16 protein-coding genes are annotated in these 21,670 nt (G+C 62.6%); 8 read left to right on the top strand and 8 right to left on the bottom strand.

The annotated features are described in order from the left end of the window. Position 1: 1 nt before the first annotated feature. The 4 genes from KUV26_RS15625 to KUV26_RS15610 all read right to left on the bottom strand — a co-directional run bounded on the left by KUV26_RS15625 (position 2) and on the right by KUV26_RS15610 (position 5,374). Positions 2–1,423, bottom strand: a complete 1,422-nt coding sequence (locus tag KUV26_RS15625; protein ID WP_222509002.1) for an O-antigen ligase family protein — start codon at positions 1,421–1,423, stop codon at positions 2–4. After that, positions 1,420–2,565 carry a polysaccharide deacetylase family protein gene (locus KUV26_RS15620; protein WP_222509001.1) on the bottom strand — a complete coding sequence of 382 codons (1,146 nt, stop codon included), beginning with the start codon at positions 2,563–2,565 and terminating at the stop codon, positions 1,420–1,422. The genes KUV26_RS15625 and KUV26_RS15620 overlap by 4 nt, the downstream gene beginning before the upstream one ends. A 159-nt stretch (positions 2,566–2,724) precedes the next feature. Next, positions 2,725–4,182 (bottom strand): hypothetical protein, encoded by a 1,458-nt coding sequence (locus KUV26_RS15615; protein ID WP_222509000.1) that lies wholly within the window; start codon positions 4,180–4,182, stop codon positions 2,725–2,727. A gap of 85 nt (positions 4,183–4,267) precedes the next feature. Beyond that, positions 4,268–5,374, bottom strand: coding sequence for a sugar transferase (locus tag KUV26_RS15610; RefSeq protein ID WP_222508999.1), 1,107 nt, complete (start codon positions 5,372–5,374; stop codon positions 4,268–4,270). Positions 5,375–5,840: 466 nt separating this feature from the next. On the opposite strand from KUV26_RS15610, the gene murJ reads away from it, so the two are divergent. Together murJ and KUV26_RS15600 are read left to right on the top strand one after the other, a co-directional pair. Next, entirely contained in the window at positions 5,841–7,406 is a 1,566-nt protein-coding gene (murJ, locus tag KUV26_RS15605) for a murein biosynthesis integral membrane protein MurJ (RefSeq protein ID WP_222508998.1), read from the top strand. Continuing rightward, positions 7,403–8,491 (top strand): DegT/DnrJ/EryC1/StrS family aminotransferase, encoded by a 1,089-nt coding sequence (locus KUV26_RS15600; protein ID WP_222508997.1) that lies wholly within the window; start codon positions 7,403–7,405, stop codon positions 8,489–8,491. Before murJ ends, KUV26_RS15600 begins: the two co-directional genes overlap by 4 nt. Before the next feature lie 6 nt (positions 8,492–8,497). Here the strand turns inward: KUV26_RS15600 and KUV26_RS15595 are convergent, their stop codons facing one another. Continuing rightward, on the bottom strand, positions 8,498–9,265 hold the full coding sequence (locus KUV26_RS15595) for a polysaccharide lyase (protein WP_222508996.1): 768 nt from the start codon (positions 9,263–9,265) through the stop codon (positions 8,498–8,500). Between the two features lie 94 nt (positions 9,266–9,359). On the opposite strand from KUV26_RS15595, the gene KUV26_RS15590 reads away from it, so the two are divergent. Then, a complete protein-coding gene (locus tag KUV26_RS15590) occupies positions 9,360–10,514 on the top strand; it encodes a glycosyltransferase (RefSeq protein WP_222508995.1) in 1,155 nt (384 codons plus the stop codon). 40 nt (positions 10,515–10,554) lie between these two features. On the opposite strand, the gene KUV26_RS15585 is transcribed toward KUV26_RS15590, so the two are convergent. Further along, complete coding sequence (locus KUV26_RS15585) at positions 10,555–11,784, bottom strand: polysaccharide biosynthesis/export family protein (RefSeq protein ID WP_222508994.1); 1,230 nt, start codon at positions 11,782–11,784, stop codon at positions 10,555–10,557. Between the two features lie 27 nt (positions 11,785–11,811). After that, complete coding sequence (locus KUV26_RS15580; protein WP_222508993.1) at positions 11,812–12,837, bottom strand: GNAT family N-acetyltransferase; 1,026 nt, start codon at positions 12,835–12,837, stop codon at positions 11,812–11,814. Between the two features lie 426 nt (positions 12,838–13,263). Here KUV26_RS15580 and KUV26_RS15575 point away from each other — a divergent pair, with 426 nt between their 5' ends. Then, the gene (locus KUV26_RS15575) at positions 13,264–13,512 is read left to right on the top strand and encodes an EF-hand domain-containing protein (protein WP_222508992.1); all 249 of its coding nucleotides are present in this window, start codon (positions 13,264–13,266) and stop codon (positions 13,510–13,512) included. A 145-nt stretch (positions 13,513–13,657) separates the two neighbouring features. Here the strand turns inward: KUV26_RS15575 and KUV26_RS15570 are convergent, their stop codons facing one another. Further along, positions 13,658–14,353: a Crp/Fnr family transcriptional regulator gene (locus KUV26_RS15570; RefSeq protein ID WP_222505234.1), complete on the bottom strand. Its 696-nt coding sequence runs from the start codon at positions 14,351–14,353 to the stop codon at positions 13,658–13,660. Positions 14,354–14,595: 242 nt separating this feature from the next. Between KUV26_RS15570 and KUV26_RS15565 the strand changes: the two genes are divergently transcribed. The 4 genes from KUV26_RS15565 (at position 14,596) to KUV26_RS15550 (ending at position 21,635) form a co-directional block, all read left to right on the top strand. Then, positions 14,596–15,804 carry an NnrS family protein gene (locus KUV26_RS15565; protein WP_222508991.1) on the top strand — a complete coding sequence of 403 codons (1,209 nt, stop codon included), beginning with the start codon at positions 14,596–14,598 and terminating at the stop codon, positions 15,802–15,804. A gap of 106 nt (positions 15,805–15,910) precedes the next feature. Continuing rightward, positions 15,911–16,912, top strand: a complete 1,002-nt coding sequence (locus tag KUV26_RS15560) for a cytochrome-c peroxidase (RefSeq protein WP_222508990.1) — start codon at positions 15,911–15,913, stop codon at positions 16,910–16,912. Between the two features lie 25 nt (positions 16,913–16,937). Further along, positions 16,938–19,316 (top strand): response regulator, encoded by a 2,379-nt coding sequence (locus KUV26_RS15555; protein WP_222508989.1) that lies wholly within the window; start codon positions 16,938–16,940, stop codon positions 19,314–19,316. Between the two features lie 231 nt (positions 19,317–19,547). Further along, positions 19,548–21,635 carry a peroxidase family protein gene (locus KUV26_RS15550; protein WP_222508988.1) on the top strand — a complete coding sequence of 696 codons (2,088 nt, stop codon included), beginning with the start codon at positions 19,548–19,550 and terminating at the stop codon, positions 21,633–21,635. The last annotated feature ends 35 nt before the right edge of the window (positions 21,636–21,670 follow it).

Below are 21,670 nucleotides of genomic sequence, written 5' to 3'. Positions count from 1 at the left end.
GTCAGTTACCCTTCCCCCCGCTGCCTGCTTGGCCTGTGCCAGCTTCCCCGGCGTCTCCCCCAAGGCTTAACGTCCGGGCCGCCACGCAAAGTGCTGGCAGGATCCACATAAACTTAGTGTCCTCGTTGGGCATGAACAGCGACGCGATCAAAAACGCGGCAAAACCGTAGGCCACTGCCTTGGCAAAAACCGACAGGCCTGGCACCCCGGCACGCGCGGTCTGTGCAGCTGCCTTCAATGCGGTCAGCATTACCCCCAGGAACAGGGCCAGCCCGATCAGCCCGAGTTCAGCGGCAACTTCCAAATAACTGTTGTGCAGCTGCCGCGGCACCGGTTCCCGTCCCGGATACCAGCGGAAATCCTCACCAGCGTAGAAATGCGGATAGTTGCCGGGGCCAACGCCAAAGACCGGGTTTTCCCAAAGCAGCTGCAATCCGATTAGGTTATAGGAGAACCGGCGCAGCAATGTGCGGTCCGATCCCTGCTCAAAGATTGTGCCCATCCGGTCCCAGTAGACGTCGGGAACGAATGGCAGCGACACCGCCCCCGCCGCGGCAAGGCACATCAGCATCAGCGGAAACAGGCGATGGCTGCGCTTCTGCCACATGTAGACCAGCGCAATGAGCACCAGGGCGATTGCGGCGGATCGCGCCAGCGTCAGCACCAGCGCGGCCATGCCCACCAGCACCACGGCGCCGCTGAACCATCTCAATGGTTTGTGCTCGAAGAACAGAACTGCTGCGGTCACCACTGTGCAAAGCAGCATATGCGCCGCCGTCGTGGGGTTGTAATTCGAGGCCCCCGCACTGCGCGCCTGACCCTCGAATTGGGCGGTGGTGGCGGCGGCTTCAGTTGCCACCAGCCGCACACCGAGCACAGTTTCGGCAAGGACAAACAGACCGGATACTAACCCGGTTCCCACCAGCACCCAGACCATTGCGCGTAGCCGCCCCGGGGTATCCGCCAAAGCAACAATCAGAAAGAACAGAACTATCACGCTGGCGAAACCGATCACATGCTCCTTGCCTGCCGCGCGAAATTCGCAGGTTAGATAAGATATGCAGAGCCAGATCATGAACAATATAACCAGTGACTTAGTCCGGCTGGCCGGCCCCAGCCGCAGATGCCGCGGTTTGCTGTAGCTCTGCAGCAGCAGCCCGCCCAAGGCCGCTGCACTGAGCAGCTTAAATGCCGACAGCGGCAAGGCCTTGGAAAAAATACCCGCCAGCGCGTCGAGGTGGGAAAACACGACCAGCAGCAGCGCCGCCGCATATGGGTTTAGGGCAAGTATCCCGCCAGCGGCCAAACCAGGCACCAGCAGCAGGCCTGCTTTTGGAGACAGTGCAGAATAGGAGACCAGCAGCAGCGCCAAGAAGCCAAGGCCGCCCGCCAGCAGCATATATCCGGTCAGCCGCCAGATCATGCCCGGTGCGCCTCCTGGCGCTGCCGGCTGCGATGCCTGCGTGCTCTCAGGCGTTTGTGAACTGCCTTGCTGAAGCCGGCCGCCAGGATCACCAGATACCAGTATGCGTTGCCCTGAAAGCAACGCACCGTAGCATGGAAGTGCCAGGCATCGACCCAGGCACTTGCAAAGCCAGCTGTATTTTCGCCGACATGCACCCTGCTGATCACCGCCGGATCCTCCCCTGCCCGGTTGCAGCCCTGACCCGCAGTGGTGGCCAAGTAGCCTTCTTCGGCTGCGATCCGGCGCGCCAGGCTGGAGGTGCGGTTCTGCGGCCAGCAAAACAGCACGGGCGCTTTGCCAAGGCGGGCCTTGAACTCGGTTCGGCAACGGGCCAGTTCGGCGCGGACCCTGGCGGTATACTCCGCTCTGGTCTCCAGTTGGCCGTCTGCAAAGGCGGGCGCTGCCAGGGCTGCGTCGCTTTCCGGGATTGCGGTTCCTTCAGGAACGGCCGGAGGGGCTTCCGGCAGATACCAGCTATGCTTGCTTCCGCGCATGGCGGCCCATTGCATCCAGGCGTGCTGCTTCCAGTTCTCCCGGGTGAGACGCCCCACGGCACGGGGGCCGACCGGCACCCGGGTGTGGTCCACCCCGTGCGGCTGCACGTCGAAAACCTTGTCCGGGCTGTCCCGGTCCAGCGCCCGTATCTCACCCCAGCTGAGGTAACCGTCCCAGAAATCCGGCCAGCTGGTGTCCTCCAGGGTCAGCGGCGCGGGCCGGTCCGGAGCGGCAAATTCCAGAGAAACAAACAGCGTCGCCCGCATGCGGTGCCGGCGCAGGATCGGGGCCGCCGCAACCCAGTTGTCCAGATAACCGTCATCGAAATGCAGCAGCACGGTTTCCGCAGGGACGGGCAGGCAGGCACGGCGGCGGCGGATGAATTCTGCGGTATCCATCGCCGTGCAGCCCATCCGCTGCAGCTGCGACAGCTGACGGTCCAGAGTTTCCGGTCGAACCGAGGTTTCAGCCGCCCAGGGCAGCCAGGAAGCATCGGCACTGACACTGTGCCAGGTGAGGCATGGCACGCCGCCGCGGCGGCGCATCCAGCCATCCGCGATCCACAGCCAGCCAGCCAAGGCTGGCAGGCCAGTCCAGGCCGGCACGTTTTCTGCCGGCAGCGCCCCCAAAGCCGGCAGAAGCCAGGCAATCAGAATAGCGGCAATGCCAGCCCCCCAAATCACAAGCGCCCGGCGCCGCTGCGCCTTGCGGCAGCCTCCGGCCAAGGATGTGTTGTGCCTGCGCACCCCCGGTCACCTCCTTTGTCAGCCTTTCAGGTAGACCCCGAAAACATTCTCCACACCCTGCGCCTGAAGGCGGGCAGTCAAGCCTTGGAGCGTTTCCTCGGCCACGGTGCCTGGGCGTATCCCGATCACAACCCAGTTGAACCCCCTGGCTTGGTTCATGGAAAAACTCTCATCCGCACCGCCCAGATCAGTCACCTTGACCCCGTTAACAGGTGCCGCCTCGGCACGCCCGTCCAGCAGCCGCCCAAGCTGTACTACCGTCTCACTGGGACCGCCGGGCACAGCCTGAAGCGCAGTTGAACCTCCTTGCGCCTCTGCGGTTCTGGCGTTTCCCTGCTGATACTGCGCATACTGCTTCTGGCGCCCCTTGAGGCGGCGCAGCGCAACTTCGATCACCGCGGTTAAACGGCGGCTTTCCTTGTCGCTTCCGACAGCCGTCACCGCCCCCTGCCAGGGAATGGCATTGCATTGCAGGTTCATTTGTTTGGCGAGTTCCGCCAGCTTGGCCCGGTTAGGACGGCGCAGCGGCATAATGCCCAGGACACGCGGGCCGAACAGCCGCCGCAGGTCGGCGTCCGTTTTGACCGTGCTGGAAAACGTATCCGCGCATATCACAAGAAAGGCCGACGCCATGATCCAGCCGGCGATGGCAAAGACGGTATTGACGATTACCCTCGGAAAGGCGGGGTAAACCGGCACGATTGCAGGATCGATGACCCGTAAAGCAGCAAAATTGTTGGCCCTGGCCAACCGCAGCGCGTTGATTTGATCTTCCAGCTCAGAGAAATTGCCATTGCCCTTGGCTATTTCCTGGCTCAGCACTTCTTCCATCCGGCGCGAGGCGGCGTCAGCCTGGGCGCGGGCATAGGAAACATACTCCTCGGCCACGAAATTGGCTGCCGCCGCGGCCGCCTCGGGCTTGCCCCAATAGACTTTGATCTTAAGGATGTAAGTGCCTTCAATCATATCCACATCAATGGAATCCTGCAGTGTCAGCACTGCGTCAGTGTAGGGATCGATCTGCACGTGGCGTCCAGAGTTCACGATGTTGTAGACCCGGCGGGCACTGCGCCGGAAACTGGTGAAGCGCTCCGCAATCTGGTTCTTGAGACCCGTAAGCCGGCGGTCAGCTTCTGATGGGGCTGAAGCCGCAGCCGCCGGCCGCGGCAGTCCTTCAGCCTGCTCCGCTATCATCCGGTCAACGGTCTTGGCGGCGATTTCCCGGCTCAGGAGATATTCGATATGCGTTTGCGTCAGCAGATTTGCCGGGTTGATTGTGGTTGAGCGGACAAAGTTCTGGCTGAAGGCCAGTTCTGTCTGGGTCGGCAGCAGCGAAACCTTGGCCGACGCGGTGTACACTGGCGAGAGGTACAGGAGAAAGGTGCTGATTGCGGCGGTACCGCCGACCAGCACTACAAAGGTGAAGGCCACCAGTCCCCAGTAGTAGCGCAGCAACTGGCGGTAATGAGCAATCATGGCCGTCCTCCCGGACGGTTGCGTGCTACTCCGCAGCAAAGTCCCGTCAAACGTGCTGCAATCGCCTGCCGCCGCCAGCTCCTGGTCATGATGAAATTACCGACGATTGCAGCAAGTAGCGCTCGACGAAATGCCGGGCCCCCCTCGATGTGGTGGAATAGGTCGCATAGTTGGCAAATCCGCTGCGGCCGATGCCGACCGGTTCGCAATGTTCAATTCTGGCCCGAACTCTGAGGCGGCAAATACGGCCGGACTTGCGTTTCCGCACCAGCATCAGAAAATGCTCGCCTTCCGGAAAAGGGCGGGTGGAGACAAACTGCACAATCTCGTCCGAAATGCCGCAGATCGCTCCGACGTGGGTGCTGTTGCCGGCGGACAGTTCAACTTTACTGTCAGGGGGGCAATTGAAGCCGGTCCGCAGCCATTTATGCTGCGCCAGCGGACGGAATTGGTCCGCAACTCCGGACAGCGCAAGCCGGGCGGATTTCGTCAGCACGCAGAAGCCGACATAGGCCAGAAAGCCAAAAGCAGCACGGTAGCGGATCGGAGTGCGGCAGCACATCCGGTTGAATCTTGCACGCAGGTTCTTGGGTGTTTCGTGGGTCATCAGCGCCTGTGCGAAACCGACAAGCCCCGGTCGGATACGGAAGCGCTCCTCGTAACCGGGCGCCTCCTCGCGGTAGAGGTCTTCGATTTCCGGCCGGATCGGGCGCGGGCCGACAAACACCATGTCGCCGCGCAGGATGTTGATAAGCTGCGGCAGTTCGTCCAGCCGCGAACGGCGCAGATAAAGGCCGATGCGGGTTTCCGTCATAGAGCGGCGCGGCAGTGTCCGGTCACTGGTCACGGTTTCGGCGCTGTGGCTGAGCGTGCGGAACTTCAGGATATTGAATTCTTTCCGGTCCTTGCCAAGACGGCGCCCTGCATAAAACACGGGGCCGCGAACCAGCAGTTTTTGCATGATAATGATCAGCAGCATAAGCGGGCTGGCAAGCGGCAGCAGCAGCAACGCCAAGCCACGGTTGATCACGGCATCCAGAAGCGGCCTGGAAGGCGCGTAACCGGTGCGCAGCTCAGCGCCGCTGAGCAGCCCCTTGGCCTTTACGCCTGAAAAGGGATCAGAAGCCGGACCCGGAACAATTTCTTCCGCCCCGATACCCTCTGTCGCCTCCGCAGCGCCTGAACGCTGCATTTTTGGTTTGGCCCTGCGGCTTACCGCCCCCGGTCTCCGCGGAGAAACAGTAATCTGATCCTCAATACGAGTTGAAGCGCCGCCCCCCCCGGACGGGCCGCGAAAGAAAACCCGGTTCATTGTATACCCCCATACAATTCCCAGTATTTGAGATAGTTCCGCAGGCCCGTTCACCGTCCCTTAAAAATAGGAAACGGTGAAATCTGCGATGTCCCCTGCCCCCATTGCAATGGAAGGAGACGATTCGTGTCAATTGACCAACCGGCATACGCCAAAGGGCGTACAGAACCATAACTCATTGTTTAAAGTAATAAATTAAAAATTGATGCCCACACCCTTTGGCCGATCGGCCGTGCGTTCCGCCGCGGCAGAACAACAATTTCCCTCAAACCAATGGCCGTATTCAGGAACGGAGCTAAGGTGATTAGCTGGTAAAGAATTCCTTGGTTTCAGGAAAGTGCCGCGTATGAAGCAGCGGGGAACACTGCAAAATATTATCTCGGTCACTTTCTGGAAAACCGCCGGGATGGGGCTGAGCCTGATAATTGCATTGGCCATTGCAAACCTGTTTGGCGCGGGGCTTGCAACGGATGCCTTTTTCTTTGCCCGCCGGCTGGTCTCGAATGCTGCCGCCGGGCTGGAACGCGCCTTTCATCTGCTGCAGGTTCCGCCGCTGGTACGGCTCGCGGAGACCCGGGGACCGGACGCATTGTCCGTGCATTTGCGCAAGCGGCTCTGGCAGGTGTTTCTTGCAGCTGCAGTGATATGCGCTGCAGCCTTTGTTTTTTCCGAGCAGATCGTGGCGCTTCTCGCCCCTGGTTTTTCCGGCGCACAGCGGCAGGCCGCAGAAACCTATTTCCGGGTTCTGCTGGCGGTTCTGCCGCTGTCCGCCGCAACAGCGCTGGCGGGAGCGACACTGAACGCGCTTCGGCTGTTCCGGATGCCCGTGATTGCCCGGCTGATACCGCGTCTTTGCGCGGTCGCCGCCTTGGCTCTGGTGCCCGTATTCGCCTTCGGCATTGGCGCCGTTGCGCTTGCAATTGCAGCAGGCACGGTTTTGATGGCAGGACTTTTTGCATTCTGCCTCCGCCAGGCCTTGGCCCGCAGCTGGACGCCTGTCAAAACGCCTTCCCCGCAGGTCCCCTATTCGCAGCGGCGCATCTGGGCGATGCTGCTGTCGCAGTTTCACGTGATCGGTGCAGCCTGGATCGACATGGCCATGGCTTCGCTGACCGGAGAAGGCGGGATAGCCACGCTGGAGTTTGCCCAGAGGATGACCAACATGGCGCCCGGCGTGGTCACCAGCAGTGTGGTGGTTGTTTACTATACTGAATTTGCGAGCCATCTGGCTCAGGACAACCGGGATGCATTCCGGACCAGCGTGCAGGAGGCCCTGCGGGCCACGCTGTTTTTTGTAATGCCCGCCGCCGTTGCGCTTTTCATGCTGAACAGGCCGCTGGTCTCGGCGCTGCTGGGGCATGGCGCGTTTGCCCCCTGGGCGGTGGCACAGACAGCCGGCATTGTCGCCTGGCTGGCTCCGCTTCTCCTGGTCAATGCAGTGCTGGGAGCCTTGGCATCAGCACTGTTCGCAGACCCTCGGCTGCCGCATGTCAGGATCATTGCCACTTCGATCAGCGCTGCCCTGGCTGTCAGGGTTGCTCTTAACTGGTTGCTTCTGCCCGAATTCGGCATTCTGGCAGTGCCCGCAGCTTCGCTTGTTTCAATGACCCTGCTGATGGGGCTTTTGTACTTCTGGCTGATCCGCTCCCACGGGCCGCTAATTAAGCTTCAGGAAACATGGCCTTTTGCCGCAATGGCGATTGCCTCTGCGGCTGCCGCCATCGCGATCCGGCTAGCTCAAACAGCGGCCGGATCCGGCACTGCCGGCCGGGTTGAAATGATCCTGTTGATCGCCCTCTGCACCCTTTGCGGCGGGCTGGTCTATGTGGCCGCTGCAACGCTTCTGAAAGTCCCGGAAACCGCGCGGATCCGTCTCTTGCTGCACAAGGCTGTGCGCCGGGGGGCTGCGTGAACCGCTCACGGGTCATCCCAAAATCGCCGCCGCTGCGGCTGCATCTGCGCCGCAATGCGCTGCCATTCCCCTTCGGCAGCCCGCACACCTCCCTGACCCGCAACGGGCGGTTTGCAATTCGCGAAGGGCTGCGCGCTCTGGGACTGCCCAAGGGTGCGAAAGTGCTGCTCCCCGCCTGGCATTGCGGGTCCGAGGCAGACGCGGTTCTGGCGGCCGGCATGAAGATTTCCCTTTACCGGCTGCAGCAGGACCTGTCCGCGGATCTTGATGACATACGGCGCCAATTGCAGGGCGGCGCTGTCGCGGCGGTCTATGCCATCCATTACTTCGGCTATCCGCAACCCCTCAGGGAACTGCAGGCCCTGGCGCGGGAACACGGAGCAGCGGTGATCGAAGATGTCGCGCTCGGTCTGTTTTCCTGCACCCCTGACGGCGCCTCACTGGGCGGACAGGGGGACATGTCTGTGTTCAGCCTGGTGAAAACACTGCCGTTGCCGGATGGTGGTGCGCTCTGGCTGCGGCGGCCCTGCTGCAAAGCGACGGACCGGCTGACAGCAATGCCGTTGCGGCCCGCGCTGGCTGGCCTGAAAGGCGTCCTGCGGCGCGGGATTGCGGCTCCCCGGCCAGTAGCAGATGCGCCCGCGCATCTGCTTGAAGCCTGGCACCCTCGCGCCGGAATATCCGAAACGGACATGGGCGGGCGAATATCTCCATTCAGCCGGATTCTGCTGCGTATGGCTGACAGCGGCAAAGTGCGTGCCGCCCACCGGGCAAATTTCAAAACCCTGCAGGACAACGTGCCGCGGCACGCCGGAATGCACTCCCTGATGCCGGACCTGCCAGCCGGCGCCTGTCCGGCATTTTTTCCGCTGTTCACCCGGAACGCGGACCGGGTGCATGCTGCCCTGCACGCGGAAAACATCCAGTCCGTGCGCTTCTGGCGGCAGTTCCACCACGCGGTGGACCTAGCCAGCCATCCCGAAGCTGAGGCGCTCAAACGCTCAGTGCTGCGGCTGCCTGTGCATCCGGGCCTCCGGCCGCAGGATCTGCAACGGATCTGCGCAGTGCTGCACCAGATCATCTGACCCCCTTCAAAGCTGGCAGAAGCGGACATCATCCAGCAGCAGTTCCACCGTCTGAGGGTTTGAATTTGCGGTCACCCCGACCTGGAAACGGTCAGCCTGTTCCTGCACGGCAACATCCATGTGGCGGGACACGACTTCCTGCGTCAGAACCGTGGTGCCGCGGGCGTCGCTGACCACTTCGCCATCCAGCCTCACAACCGAACGGCCCTGTTCCCCGGCGCCCAGCGTCACCTGCCAGGACAGCTCATGCCAGACACCCGCCGCCATCATGTGCGGAACCGATGGAAGAAACGCCTGTTTGATGCCGATCTTGGAACGGTCCACCCGCAGCATTCCGCGGCGCAGGTAGAGCCGCACACCTGGATTGGTGTCCAACCCGCATGAGGCGCACTCAAGGTCCATCAGGATCAGGCTGTTGAGCGGTGTGCCGGGCGGAAAATAGAACCGGGCCTGCATCAGGACCACGCTGCCGGCCTGCAGCGGCTGGAAACGGTGAACATAGTCCGCCTTACCGACCTTACCCTTTTGTTTGGGACCTGCTGTCAGGCGCGCCACCTGATTTCCCGGATGCAGCGGGTCCTCGGCGGGAACCGCCGCGCCGCGCTGCAATTGCACATGCGCGAAACCGCGCCCTTCGCCGGCATCGTCAAAACGCCAGTGCCGGCTGTCCGCGGAGCATTGGCTTGCAGCAGCGGTGCTGCCAACCGCCAGACCGGCTGCGACTGCCAGAATGAAACCCGCCCGCCTGCGCGGACGGCACTTGAGCAATGCCATTGCGGAGCTACTCTCAGTTGAACACAAGCAAAGTATATAGAGCCCATTTCCGGTTTGACCCGGGAATTGCCCTGAAGGACGGAGCAGGAGCACCATGCAACCGCAGCGCATCGCCTTTGCCCTGCCGCATCTGAAGGCGGGCGGGATCGAGATGGTGGTGAAGTCACTGCTATGCAGCCTCGACCGCAGCCGCTGGGCGCCGCTGCTGATCCTGAACCGCGCCGAGGGCGAGCTGCTGGCGCAGCTGCCCTCCGATTTGCCAATGCTGGCATGCGGAGGCAAAGGGCTGCTGCTTCGGGCCTCGGCAATGGCGCGAATGCTGCGCAAGCACCCCCCTGCGGTTCTCTACGCCGGCACAAATGCCATGAACCTCTCCGCTGTCCTGGCAGTCTGCCTGCTGCCGCTCCGGATCCGGCCGCGGCTGATTATCTCCGAACACACTACGGCGGAAAACTATCTGGCCGGTGCGCGCCATCCGCGGCTGCGGAAAACCCTGATCCGCATGCTTTATCCAAGGGCGGACCGGCTGGCGGTGCCGTTGCAAGAGATCGGCGAAGGCTGGATTGAGGCGCTGGCTCTGCCTGGCCCGCCGCTGGCATGCCTGCCGAACCCAGTTCTGAACGCGTCCGAGCTGGACCGTCTGCACCGCGACCCGCCAAACCGGCGGCAAGGGAGAATAGTGGCCGCCGGGCGGCTGATCCCGGACAAGGGGCATGACGTGCTGATCCGTGCTTTTGCGCAAGTGCGGCAGGCCTGGCCGGGCACCCGGCTGCTGATCTACGGCACCGGTCCGCAACGCTCTGCGCTGGAAGCATTGGCACGCAGCCTCGGCCTGTCGGATCATGTTCGGCTGATGGGGTATTCCCCGGACCTGTTGCGCGAATTCGCGCGGGCAGAGCTGGCGGTTCTGCCGTCTCTGCGCGAGGGGTTCGGCAATGTCGCGGTGGAGGCCCTGGCAGCAGGCACGCCGCTGATCGCCAGCCGCTGCCCGGGGCCTGAAGCGATCCTGCAAGGCGGCAAGCTCGGGGTGCTTGTTCCCCCCGGAGACGCCAATGCCCTGGCCGGTGCAATCCTTGAGGCGCTGCGCTCGCCTCCGGAGCAAAATTTGCTGGCTTGCGGACAGGAGGCGGCCGCCGCCTACTTGGAAGAACGCGCCGCTTTGGCGTTTGACAGGTTCGCAAGCGGATTGTTGTCCGCGGATAGTCCTCCGCACTCCACGGCAGGCCGCAAAGCAGCAGGCATCCGGTAGGGCGGGGTCCCTGCTGCGAAGCCTGGGCGGCCAGCAGCCGCTACCCCGGTTCCGCCACTGCAAACCCGCCGCGGCGGACTTCCACAAGATCCCCGGGCAGAACCTCTGTGTCCAGCGCAGCCGGCAGCACCTGCTCTCCCTGACCGGCATTGCGGCGGATGCGGTACTCCGGCGGCAGCAGCGGACCTGTGGCAGGCACTTGGCCCAACGCCGCGGACAGCGCCCTTATCAGTTCGCGCGAGGCGGCGATTTCGGCTTCTTCGGTGCGGATGGCGGCCATCACCCTGGCCAGCTCCGCGGTGATGTCTTCCGCTCGCATCCGGCGGGCATCCTCGACCGAGGCCAGCAGGTTGACTTCCGCCTGACGCGCACGGGCTTCATAGCTGGCCGACAGCATCAGTTCGATATTCTCGTCGTTGTAAATGCTGCGCAGCTGGCGCACCCGCTCAGTGCTGGTCAAACCGCGGTCAAGAAGGCTTTCGAGATCCTTCAACGCTTTAGCGCTGGTTTCAATTTGCTCACGCAGAATGGCCTGCTGATTGGCCAAGGCACTGGCTTCCCTGGCGGCCAGATCCGCCTGGGTCTGCGCAGAGGCCGCCCGCACCCGGTCGCGTTCCACCCGGGAGCGCAGGATCGCCAGTTGCTCGGCTATCAGCTGGTCCGCCTCCGGCCCGGCCAGAGCCGAAAATTCCGCATCTGGCTGCAATTCGACCGCACCGGAACTTTCTGCCAGCAGCCGCAGCCGTTGCGCATGCAGATCCACCATTGCGGACCGGCGCACCGCAATCTTGGAGCGTTCGTCCGCGATCCGTATGTCCAGCTGGCTGGAGGCTGTCTCGCTTTCGCGCGGGTACAGCCCGCCGGACACTGCCAGGATGCGCCCGACCGTCAGCCCCTCGCGAAACGCGATTTCACCGGGCGAGACAACATCGCCCAGCGCGTATACCGGACGCCAGCGCGCTATGCTCACTGCAACTGATGCCGGCAGGCCCGTGCGATCGCTCAGCAAGGCTTCAAGCTTCGCCTCCAGTTCCGCCGGGGTCTGCCCTGCCGCCGGCACTTCGCCAACGACATGCAAGGAAAGCTTGCCATCGGGCCGGATCCTGTAGTCCCGCGACAGGTCTTCGCGGTTCAGCACCGAGATGCTGACGTCGTCTCCCGGCCCCAAAGCTGGCGATCCCGCGACTGCCGTGGCAGCAGCCAGGCAGACAAACACGGCCACTCCGGCGAACCGGGCCTGCAGCTTGGTATTGAAAGTGCGGCGGGCCATCCGCGGTCCCTCCTTATGCCAATTGGGTCAGCCGACGAAGGCGGACCGCTTTCTGGTGCGCAATTGTTTCAGCTTGCGTGCTCTTTTACCCACCGGGCGCAGCAGGTCCTGGGTGGTCAGCAACAGGTCGCCCCAGCCGTAACGGCGGCAGACACGCAGCCGGTGAAAAGTTTCGAATTCATCTCCCAGACGATCCAGGAACGGTGTTGAGCGCAATGTGTTCGAGGTCTTGAGACCACGCTCAATGGCAGCCTCGATCCCCCGCCAGGCCATGATCCGTCCCGGAGAAATTTTGCCGTATGTCTCGTCGAAATCCAGAACCAGCCCGTAAGAGGTGCCGCCTGCCTCGACGCACAGGCTGCTGGCCGCCGGGCGTCCGTCAATGGTCAGCAAATGCACCGCCATCGTGCCGCTGGCTGACATCCGCCGCCAAAGCTCCTGAAAGAAAAGCCGCGTGCGTTTGCCGGTGCCGATGTCAGTGCCCAGCCGGGCTTTCCAGGTCCGGGCCGAAAGCGCCAGCGCAGCCTCCAGGATGCGGTCGGCTGCGGCACCAGGACTGTCTGCGGTCAGCATTTCATGCTCCCGCTGCTGCAGTGCCCGGCGGCCGGCGCGCAGCGAACTTCGGAACTTCCTGCTGCGCCGCGCCAGGCAAGCCTCCAGACCATCATCATGGCGGCAGACCACTGCCCGGATTTCCTGGCGCTGCCGGGTGCGGAACCGGCTTCCGCCCTCCGTCCCGCTGATCCGGGCAAATGCCGCCGCCGCCCGCATCGGCGTCAGATCCGCGATGTCGCAGTCCCGGGCCGCCAGCATTTCCTCCAAAAGCGCGGCAGCATCCGTCTCTTGCCCCGGTACGGCCAGCACATCGTGAAACCCCGCCCGGTCGCTGCACAGCATCGACAGTTTGCGCATCTGCGGCCCGCCCCGCCACAGCGGTTCCCGCTTCACGCCCAGCGGCAGCGCCGCCGTCAGCTGGCCATCCCGCCAGGCACAGCCGATCCTCGGTGCGGCCCCTTCCCCGAAGGCCGAGGACCAGGACAGAATCCAGTCCATTGACGAAAACGGTCCTCCGCCGGAGGCGCCATGCAGTTCCGTCCAGGCAGGCTTCAACGCTTCCAGCGTGCCAAGATCCGTTATGATTTCCGTTCTTACACCCACAATACCCGCCAGCCAGCACACATCTATGCAACCTAGAGGGCCTTCAGGCCTTGTCCACGCGGGCGGCTGAATATTCCGCCGCCATCTGGACAGGCAGATTACCGCAAGACCGGGGCCAAACCGTCGGCGGATAAAGGACCAGTGTTTTTCCGGAGCGGCAAAGCGCCGGGCAGACCGGGCAGTTCCGGCACGCGGGCGCCGGAAACCGCCGGGCCGGCTCAAGAGGATAGCAGCCGGCGCAGCATCAGCCTAGCAATGTGCCATGGCACGCGGAACACCGCGGCCGCTGGAAGATCAAATCAAACGAATGGAGTGTCTCACATGAAAAAATTCGCGCTGACCGCCGCCGCCCTCACGGCTCTGGCCGCTTCGCCTCTGGCGGCGATGGAATCCATCACCGAAGCCGATACCGACGGTAATGGCACCTATTCCCTGGAAGAGCTGCAGGCGGCCTTTCCCGATCTGACAGAGGAAACCTTTGCGACCATCGACGCCAATGCCGACGGCGAGGCGGATCTGGCTGAGGTGAAGGCAGCGGAGGAAGCCGACCTGCTGGCAACGGCCGGCTGATCCCGCGGCAAGGCGGCTCCCCCTAACCCCCAGCCGCCTTGCCACTTACCTCGTCCCAAAAGTTAAATGGTGCAAGGCCCTGCTCTGCAGGGCCTTTTTTCACGCGGCCACTTGCGAAGCTGCCGCAGTTGCGCCTGTCCGCCCGCTACCGCTGCGGCTTGCTCAGCGCTGCCAGCCGTTGCGGAGCGGTCACTACGATATGCTTGCGGGAGGATTGAACGATACCGTCCCTTTGCCAGGCCGACAAAAGGCGGCTCACCGTGTGCAGCGTGGTGCCGGTCATCTCGGAGATATTCCGTCGGGTCACGGGAAAGGCGATCTCGATCCCCTCCTCCACCACGCGACCCGACTGGGTTGCCATCCGATGCAGCGCCGCCGCAACGCGCTGCTCCACTGCTTGCGTCGCCAATTCAGTGATCCGCGTCTGCATCTCGCCTAGCCGCCGCCCCAGGGTTTCGTAGCTTTCAGTGGCAAAGCCCTGGTATTCGGCAGTAAACTTCGCCCACAGGCGCACCGGCCAGGACAGCGCCAGCGTTTCCGAGGCGGCCACTGCGGTTGCCGGGTAGGTATCGCGGTTCAGCGCGGGCGCAATGCCGAACAGCTGACCCGGCGAAATATGCAGCGCAATGATCTGCTCTCCGCCCTCCGTGGTCTTCACCACCCGGACATAGCCATCCAGCAACAGGTGGAAGCGCTCGGCATCGTGCCCTTCGCGGAAGATTTCGGCGCCTTCGTCATAGCGCCTGGGCAGCGCCTGATCGAGGATGTCGCGGATCTGGCCGCGCTTCAGGAGGCTGAAGGGCGGCAGCCCGGTCAGAAGGCTTTCGTCGAGCTTTGACAAGAATGCACCGAGAGTTTGCTGCAGAACAAAGTGGTCCCGCCGCCGTTATCGCATAGTGGCGGCTGAGGAAACAACCATGCGGGAACGCGGGGTAATCCGCTCCGGAGTAAGTTTTGCTCATCCCTGCCCGCTGGCTCTGACCGCGGGGTTTGGCGAAAGATTGCGTCCCTTGCGCCAAACCGGCGGGCGGCACCTGACCAGCGCCGCCCGCCCTTCGTTGACCGGACGCGACGGAGGCCATCATGGCTGCGCGGACAAACAACACTGAGCCTGTTCTGTTTTCTTACGGCTTCCGGCCGTTCTTTCTGGGCGCCTGCCTGTTTGCCCTGCTGGCCATTCCCGTCTGGCTGCTGATCTGGCAAGGCGGCCTGGACTACAGCGGCCCTTTTCCGGCCACCGATTGGCACATACACGAAATGATCTTCGGTTACGGTGCCGCGGTGGTGGCGGGGTTCCTGTTCACAGCGGTGCCGAACTGGACCGGCCGGATGCCTGCACGCGGCTGGCCGCTGGCGCTGATTTTTGGCCTTTGGCTCTTGGGGCGGCTTGCGGCGGCCGGGTGGCTGGGACTGACCGCGCTAGGTGTGATGGCTGTGGACTGCGCTTTCCTGGCCGCCGTCATTGCCATGATCGCACGTGAAATCATCGCGGGGGAGAACTGGCGCAACCTCAAGGTCCTGGTTCCGGTCACCCTTCTTGGTGCCGCCAATGCCTGTTTTCATATCGAAGCTATGACAACGGGCGCGGCGGATGTTTCGCGCCGTCTGGGCATAGCGGTGCTGATCTTCCTGATCATGCTGATCGGCGGCCGCATCATTCCCAGCTTCACCCGCAATTGGCTGGCTCAACGGGGGGCCGCTCGGATGCCGGTTCCGTTTGGAACCTTCGATGCGGTGACGCTGGTTTTTGGTGCCGCCGCGCTGCTGGCATGGACCGCAGCGCCCTGGGCCGCCGTCAGCGGCGCGCTGCTGCTAGCCGCCGGTCTGCTGCACATAATGAGGCTGGCACGCTGGCGCGGTCTTGCCGCATTGCCGGATCCGCTGCTGCTGATGCTGCACCTGGCCTATGCGCTGGTGCCTGCCGGGCTGGTCGCAGCAGGCGGCGTGCCCTTCGGGATGCTGGAACCCGCAGCCCCAGCCCACATTCTGGGCATCGGCGCCATTGGCGGCATGACCCTGGCTGTGATGATGCGCGCGGCCATGGGCCATACCGGCCGGCCCCTGGTTGCAGGCCCTGCCCTGACCATTGCCTTCATGCTCTTGCTCGGCGCAGCAGCCGCGCGCATTGCAGGCGGCGCGGAACTGGCCGCTGGCCTGGATGGATTCACCGTCTCTTCCGGCCTGTGGACTGCCGGCTTTGCGCTGCTGCTTCTGAAGATCGGCCCATGGCTGGTCACCCGGCGCATTGGCCGCAAACAGGTCTCCGGCAAACCGGCCCGGACCCCGTCATAGCCTGCTTCAACAGCCGCGAAGCAGGTTTAGCTCACCTTATTTTTACGGCCTTCTCAGATGTTGCCAATCCGGTTAACTAGGGCTGACAGAGGACGAGGAGGCCTGAATGCGGTGGAATACTGCTGCCGCGGCGGCGTTGTCGCTGCTGGTGTGGACAGTCCAGAGCCTGGCCCAAACGGCCGGGCTCGAAGCGTTTCAGCGCCCCGAAAGGGTGCCCTTTCCCGCTTCTGCCCCCTATAGCCGCGAGGTCGCCACCCTCGGTAAAATGCTGTTTTTCGACCCGCGCCTTTCCAGCGGTCAGAACATAAGCTGCTCCAGCTGCCACAATCCTTCCTTCGGCTGGGAAGTGCCGGTCCCCAAAGCCATGGGCGCAGCAGGCACGCCAGTCCGACGGCATGCGCCGACCCTCCTAAATGCCGCCTGGATCACACCGCTGTTATGGGATGGGCGTGCCGCCAGCCTGGAAGAGCAGGCCATCGGACCGATCACTGCGGGGGACAAGATGAACGCCACCTTCAGCGGCATCACAGAACGGCTGTCGGCGGTGCGCGATTACCGGCTGTGGTTTGAGCGACTGTTTCCTGGCAAAGGCATCCGCAAGGAAACCGTGCTGACCGCGCTGGCCACCTACCAGCGCACCATTGTCAGCGGTGTCGCCAGCTTCGACCGCTGGGTGGAAGGGGATGAAACGGCCGTTTCCAATGCCGCCAAACGGGGCTTTGCGCTGTTCACCGGACGGGCAAATTGCGTGTCCTGCCACGCTGGGTGGATGTTTACAGACAACCGGCTGTATGACATCGGCTTGCAGGCTAGCGATCCGGGCAGCGGCGAACTGGAGCCGCCCGGCAAGGGCCAGATCCACCGCTTCAAAACCCCGGGCCTGCGCAATATCTCGCTGCGGGCACCCTACATGCACGATGGGTCGCTGGCATCACTTGAGGAGGTGATCCGGCACTATGCCGCCGGCGGGGCCGCGGCTCCAGGCCGCACCCCCGACATTGAAGGCTTTGCCATTACTGGCGATGAAATTGCAGACCTCATTGCCTTTCTGGAAACGCTGACGGACACCGGAACCAATGTGCCGTCCCCAATCCTGCCGGCCAACTGATGCACGCGGCTGAGGGCTCCCGGACATGAATATAAAAAGATCGATTGTCCTGCCGGTTCTGGTGATTGCGGCGGCGGCATTGTTTGCTGCAATTCTGGTTGGCGGCATGGCGGTTTTTGCTTCGGCCCGGAAGGATGCGGTGCTGGAATCCTCGCTGGAAGTCACCCGCCGCACCAGCCGCGTCACCGCCGGCATCACCACCGCTGAGGTCTACGCGCTGGAGGTGCTGTCTATGACACGGCTCATCCCGCAGGCAGAGGTGGCCCGGCAATTCCAAAGGCATTTGAATGCAATCAACAGCGACCTCACTGCGCTTCAGGACCTGCCGCTTCAGGCCCCGCTGCGGGCCGAGGTCAAGGCGTTGGACAATGCCTTGGCGGACTGGTGCGTTAAGGCGGTTGTGCTGCTGGGCATCAAGGCTGAACCAGAGGTCCCGACACTCGGCGCGCTAGCGATGAGCAGCGAGGCCGTCACCCGCCAGGCTGATACCGTGACCGCCCTGGCTGCTGAGTATGCCGGTCGGGCAGTTGCGGCGGCAAACGAGGCGCTGACTCGAATCCTGGTGCTGGGGCTGACCGGGACCGCACTGCTGATGACAGCGGCGCTGATGTTTGCCATGCGCAGGGCGCGCGGCTTTTCTTCCGCGATGCAGCTGGCAACCCGAAAGCTGCGGCGACTCGCCACCCGTGAACACCCTGCAGTTCCGGCAAGCGGAAACGAGATTGCTGCCGTGTTCACCGCGCTCGACACGCTGGAAACCAGCCTGCAGGAAAAGAAACGGATCGCCGACCGGCTGTTGCAGGAAAAAGCCCGGGCCGAAGCCGCAACCGAAACCAAATCCCGCTTCCTGGCCACAATGAGTCACGAAATCCGCACGCCCATCAATGGCGTGCTCGGGATGGCAGAGGTGCTGAATGAGACCAGCCTTACACCTGAGCAGAAGTCCTGCACCAGCACCATCCTCGCCTCTTCCGAGGCACTGCTGCGCATCGTCAACGACATTCTTGACTTCTCCAAGCTGGAGGCGGGCAAGACACAGATGCTTGAGCAGCCTTTCAACCTGCGCGACGTGATCTACGACGTGGCGGCGCTGATGTCGCCCAGCGCCACCGCCAAGGGGGTGGAAATCTGCATTGATATCCCCGAAGGCACTCCGGCGGTTTTCCTGGGTGACGGCGGACGCGTGCGCCAGATCCTGATGAACCTCGTTGGCAATGCGGTAAAGTTCACGCTGGAGGGACAAGTCAGCCTAACGCTCAACTACGACGACAGCCATAAAATTCCGCTGTGCATTGATGTGCGGGACACCGGAGTCGGCATCCCTCAAGACAGCATTGGCCAGATCTTCCACGCCTTCGAGCAGGTCGAGAGCACAACAGCCCGGCGGTTCGAGGGCACAGGTCTAGGGCTTGCGATTTCCTCGCGCCTGGCTCATGCGATGGGCGGACGGATCGATGTGGCATCTGAGGTCGGCAATGGCTCCTGCTTCACCGTATGCCTGACGCTGCCGGTGGCAGAGCCGGTTCCGCCCGCCACGCGGCCGTTTGCCGGCAGGCATGTGGCAGTCATTGCCGACCTTCCCTTTTCCCGCGATGTGAGGCTGCGCCAGCTGGAGTTCTGGGGTGCAACCGCTGTCGCTTCTCCCAGCCTTCAAGAGCTGCTGGTGCAGCTGGAAGCTCAGCTGCATGACGGTTGCCGGCCGGATCTGGTTCTGGTCGAAACAAGCCTGCCGCTGGAGCAGGCCAGGGCATTCTGCCTGCAGCTTCACAGCCTGCCGGGCTGCCGCGATCTGCCGATCGTTTTCTGTGCAGGCAGTCCCGTGATCGCCAGCTATCAGGCGCTCAGGGACTGCAGCACGGTGCATGTGCTGATGAAGCCTGCCCGCGGCAAACTGCTGCTCCAGACGCTGCAGGAAGCCCTGAACACCGGGGCAGTTCCCTCGGACGCCCCCCGTCCGCCCGATACCGGGCGCGCGGCAGACCTGTTCGGCGAGCTGCGGGTTCTTGCTGCCGAAGACAACCGCACCAACCAGCTGGTGCTGAAAAAGATGCTTGCCCCGACCGGCATTCAACTTACCATTTGCGGTAACGGCCAGGAGGCCGTTGACACATTCGCCGTTCAGGATTTCGACCTGGTGCTGATGGATATGTCGATGCCTGTCATGGACGGGCTGGAGGCGACCCGGCGCTTGCGTGAGCTGGAACGGGCTAATGGACGCAAGCCCTGCCCTGTTCTTGCGCTCACCGCTAATGTCCTGAGTGCTGATGAAACTGCCTGCCGTGCGGCCGGAATGGACGGGTTCCTTTCCAAGCCTGTGCGCAAGAAGGAGTTGCTGGACCATATTGCGGAGTGGACATGCAGCCCGTCCGCAGGAGGAGCAGATTCGCAGGTCAACCAGGCCTGAAAAGGACCCGCTTCGGCGGCCTCAAGAGATATACCCAACAACTTCCGCGCTAAAAAAACATCACGAAAACTCACAATTTCTCACAAAAATATGATAAACTGAAAGGTGATCCTGTGTCCCTGGCCGTATTTTTTAGTTGGGGCCAGCAGGTGGCTGCCTGCCGCAGTTCGCTGGGGAGCGTGCAGTGCGCGGCGGCATTTTAGTAAAAGTAACGAGTGATTGGGGGATCACATGTCCAATTTAGAGATCGGGGCCGCGCGCCCCGCTGATGGCACTTCCGCAAATCCCGACCATCCGGACTGGGGCGCAACAAACACAGCGCTGATGCTGATGGCGCCCAGCGGCCTGGGCCCGAATGGAGAAATGGCCGGTGGCGACCGGCCCAACCCGCGCGAGATTTCGAATATCCTGTCACAGCAGCACGGCAGCACGCAGACAGCCGGAGGCGCCTCCGACTTCCTATGGATCTGGGGGCAGTTTCTGGACCACGATCTGTCACTATCCGGCGCAGAAAGCGAAATCACCGCACATATCAAAGTGCCCGCAGGCGATCCGTTCTTCGATCCCTTCGGCACCGGCCAGGCGATCATTCCCTTTACCCGGGTGGAGCACCACCACGACGGGTATCACAACGAGATCACGGCCTATATCGACGCTTCAATGATCTACGGATCGACCGAAGAGATGCTCAACGCAATACGGGGCGCCGGCGGCAAGCTGAAGATGACAGAAGACGATCTTCTGCTCCGGGACGGAGACGGCTTCCTGACAGGCGACGTCCGTGCCGCTGAAAACGTCGCTTTGACCTCGATGCACACCCTGTTCACACGCGAACACAACCGCCTGGTCGATGAATTGGCCGCAAGAGACCCGATGCTGACAGATGATCAGCTCTTTGAAGCCGCCCGCGCCCGGGTCGAGGCTCTGGTGCAAGCCGTAACCTTCAAGGAGTTCCTGCCTATCCTGATCGGAGAGGATGCTTTCGGCGCCTATCAGGGCTACAACCCGACTGTTAATCCGGGGATCGCTATAGAATTTTCCACTGCGGTCTACCGGCTGGGACACACGCTGCTCTCCGCCAATCTGAAACGCGTTACCGAGAGCGGAGATCAACTGGATCCGCTGGCCCTGCGCGATGCTTTTTTCCAGCCGCACTTGATCAGCCAGAAAAACATGATCGAAAACGTGCTGCGCGGCGCCGCCACGCAGACCTCGGAAGCCGTTGACACCAAGGTGGTTGAGGACGTGCGCTCCTTCCTGTTCGGGCCGCCCGGCGCCGGCGGGCTGGACCTTGCCGCTCTCAACATCCAGCGCGGCCGGGATATGGGCGTTGCCAGCTACAATGAGCTGCGCGAAGCCCTGGGGCTGTCGCCGGCCGAGAAATTCTCCGACATCACGTCCGACGCAGCATTGGCGGCCAAACTCGAGGAGGCTTATGGCGATACCGATTTGGTCGACGCCTGGATTGGAGGCCTGGCCGAAGATCCACATGGCGATGGCCTGCTGGGCGAAACCTTCACGATCGTCATGATCGATCAATTCACCCGCCTTCGCGATGGCGACCCCTACTGGAGCGAAGAGCGCGAGGGTATTCCGGATAAGGAACTGACCGAGCTGTGGGATACAAAACTGTCTGAGATCATCGTCCGCAACACGGACGTCAGCCTGCTCCAGAAAGACGTCTTTGTTGCCATGGACCGCACGATCGGCACTAATGGCAGTGACGACCTGACAGGCAGCAACGCTCGCGATTTTATTCACGGGCGCAAGGGAGCAGATTACCTAGAAGGGCGCGCAGGAAATGATGACCTGCGGGGGGGCAACGGATGGGATACCCTGGTCGGAAACCGCGGTGACGACTGTTTGGCCGGCGGCCAAGGCAGAGACCTTCTGAGCGGCGGCTCCGGGGATGACTTTATTTTCGGTGGTGCACACAATGACCGCCTCAACGGTGGCACAGGCCACGACGAACTGCTGGGCGGCAACGGTAATGACCAGCTGCGCGGCAAAGGTGGCAATGACATTCTGGATGGGGGCGGTCACAACGACTTGTTGATTGGCGGGATGGGCGATGACCTGCTCACAGGTGGTGCCGGAGCCGATCTTTTTGTATTCCGGTCATCACACACTGGCGGCGACACCATCACGGATTTCGAGCTTGGCGTGGACCTCATCAAGGCGTACGGCGCGACACGCCATTCACTGCAGATCACTGACTACGGAGATTATATCGAGGTTTCCGACGGTGGTAATTGGTCTGTAGCCCTTGAGGGTCTCACGCTGAGAGACTGGCACGACTCCGGCTTCAATCTGTTCTGAGCAGGCAAAATGCACAATCCCCTTGGGGCGAGCGG

Origin of the sequence: Leisingera daeponensis, from assembly GCF_019801465.1 — a bacterium.
GTDB classification, from domain to species: Bacteria; Pseudomonadota; Alphaproteobacteria; order Rhodobacterales; family Rhodobacteraceae; genus Leisingera; species Leisingera daeponensis_A.
Note: the sequence above shows the minus strand (reverse complement) of the source record. Positions and strands in the feature narration are given on the sequence as shown.

Excerpts from the sequence above, each read along its gene's own strand:
- KUV26_RS15625 (WP_222509002.1), bottom strand. The coding sequence starts at position 1,423 with ATGATCTGGCGGCTGACCGGATATATGCTGCTGGCGGGCGGCCTTGGC.
- KUV26_RS15615 (WP_222509000.1), bottom strand. The coding sequence starts at position 4,182 with ATGATTGCTCATTACCGCCAGTTGCTGCGCTACTACTGGGGACTGGTG.
- KUV26_RS15610 (WP_222508999.1), bottom strand. The coding sequence starts at position 5,374 with ATGCAGCGTTCAGGCGCTGCGGAGGCGACAGAGGGTATCGGGGCGGAA.
- murJ (WP_222508998.1), top strand. The coding sequence starts at position 5,841 with ATGAAGCAGCGGGGAACACTGCAAAATATTATCTCGGTCACTTTCTGG.
- KUV26_RS15595 (WP_222508996.1), bottom strand. The coding sequence starts at position 9,265 with ATGGCATTGCTCAAGTGCCGTCCGCGCAGGCGGGCGGGTTTCATTCTG.
- KUV26_RS15590 (WP_222508995.1), top strand. The coding sequence starts at position 9,360 with ATGCAACCGCAGCGCATCGCCTTTGCCCTGCCGCATCTGAAGGCGGGC.
- KUV26_RS15585 (WP_222508994.1), bottom strand. The coding sequence starts at position 11,784 with ATGGCCCGCCGCACTTTCAATACCAAGCTGCAGGCCCGGTTCGCCGGA.
- KUV26_RS15580 (WP_222508993.1), bottom strand. The coding sequence starts at position 12,837 with ATGGACTGGATTCTGTCCTGGTCCTCGGCCTTCGGGGAAGGGGCCGCA.
- KUV26_RS15575 (WP_222508992.1), top strand. The coding sequence starts at position 13,264 with ATGAAAAAATTCGCGCTGACCGCCGCCGCCCTCACGGCTCTGGCCGCT.
- KUV26_RS15565 (WP_222508991.1), top strand. The coding sequence starts at position 14,596 with ATGGCTGCGCGGACAAACAACACTGAGCCTGTTCTGTTTTCTTACGGC.
- KUV26_RS15560 (WP_222508990.1), top strand. The coding sequence starts at position 15,911 with ATGCGGTGGAATACTGCTGCCGCGGCGGCGTTGTCGCTGCTGGTGTGG.
- KUV26_RS15555 (WP_222508989.1), top strand. The coding sequence starts at position 16,938 with ATGAATATAAAAAGATCGATTGTCCTGCCGGTTCTGGTGATTGCGGCG.
- KUV26_RS15550 (WP_222508988.1), top strand. The coding sequence starts at position 19,548 with ATGTCCAATTTAGAGATCGGGGCCGCGCGCCCCGCTGATGGCACTTCC.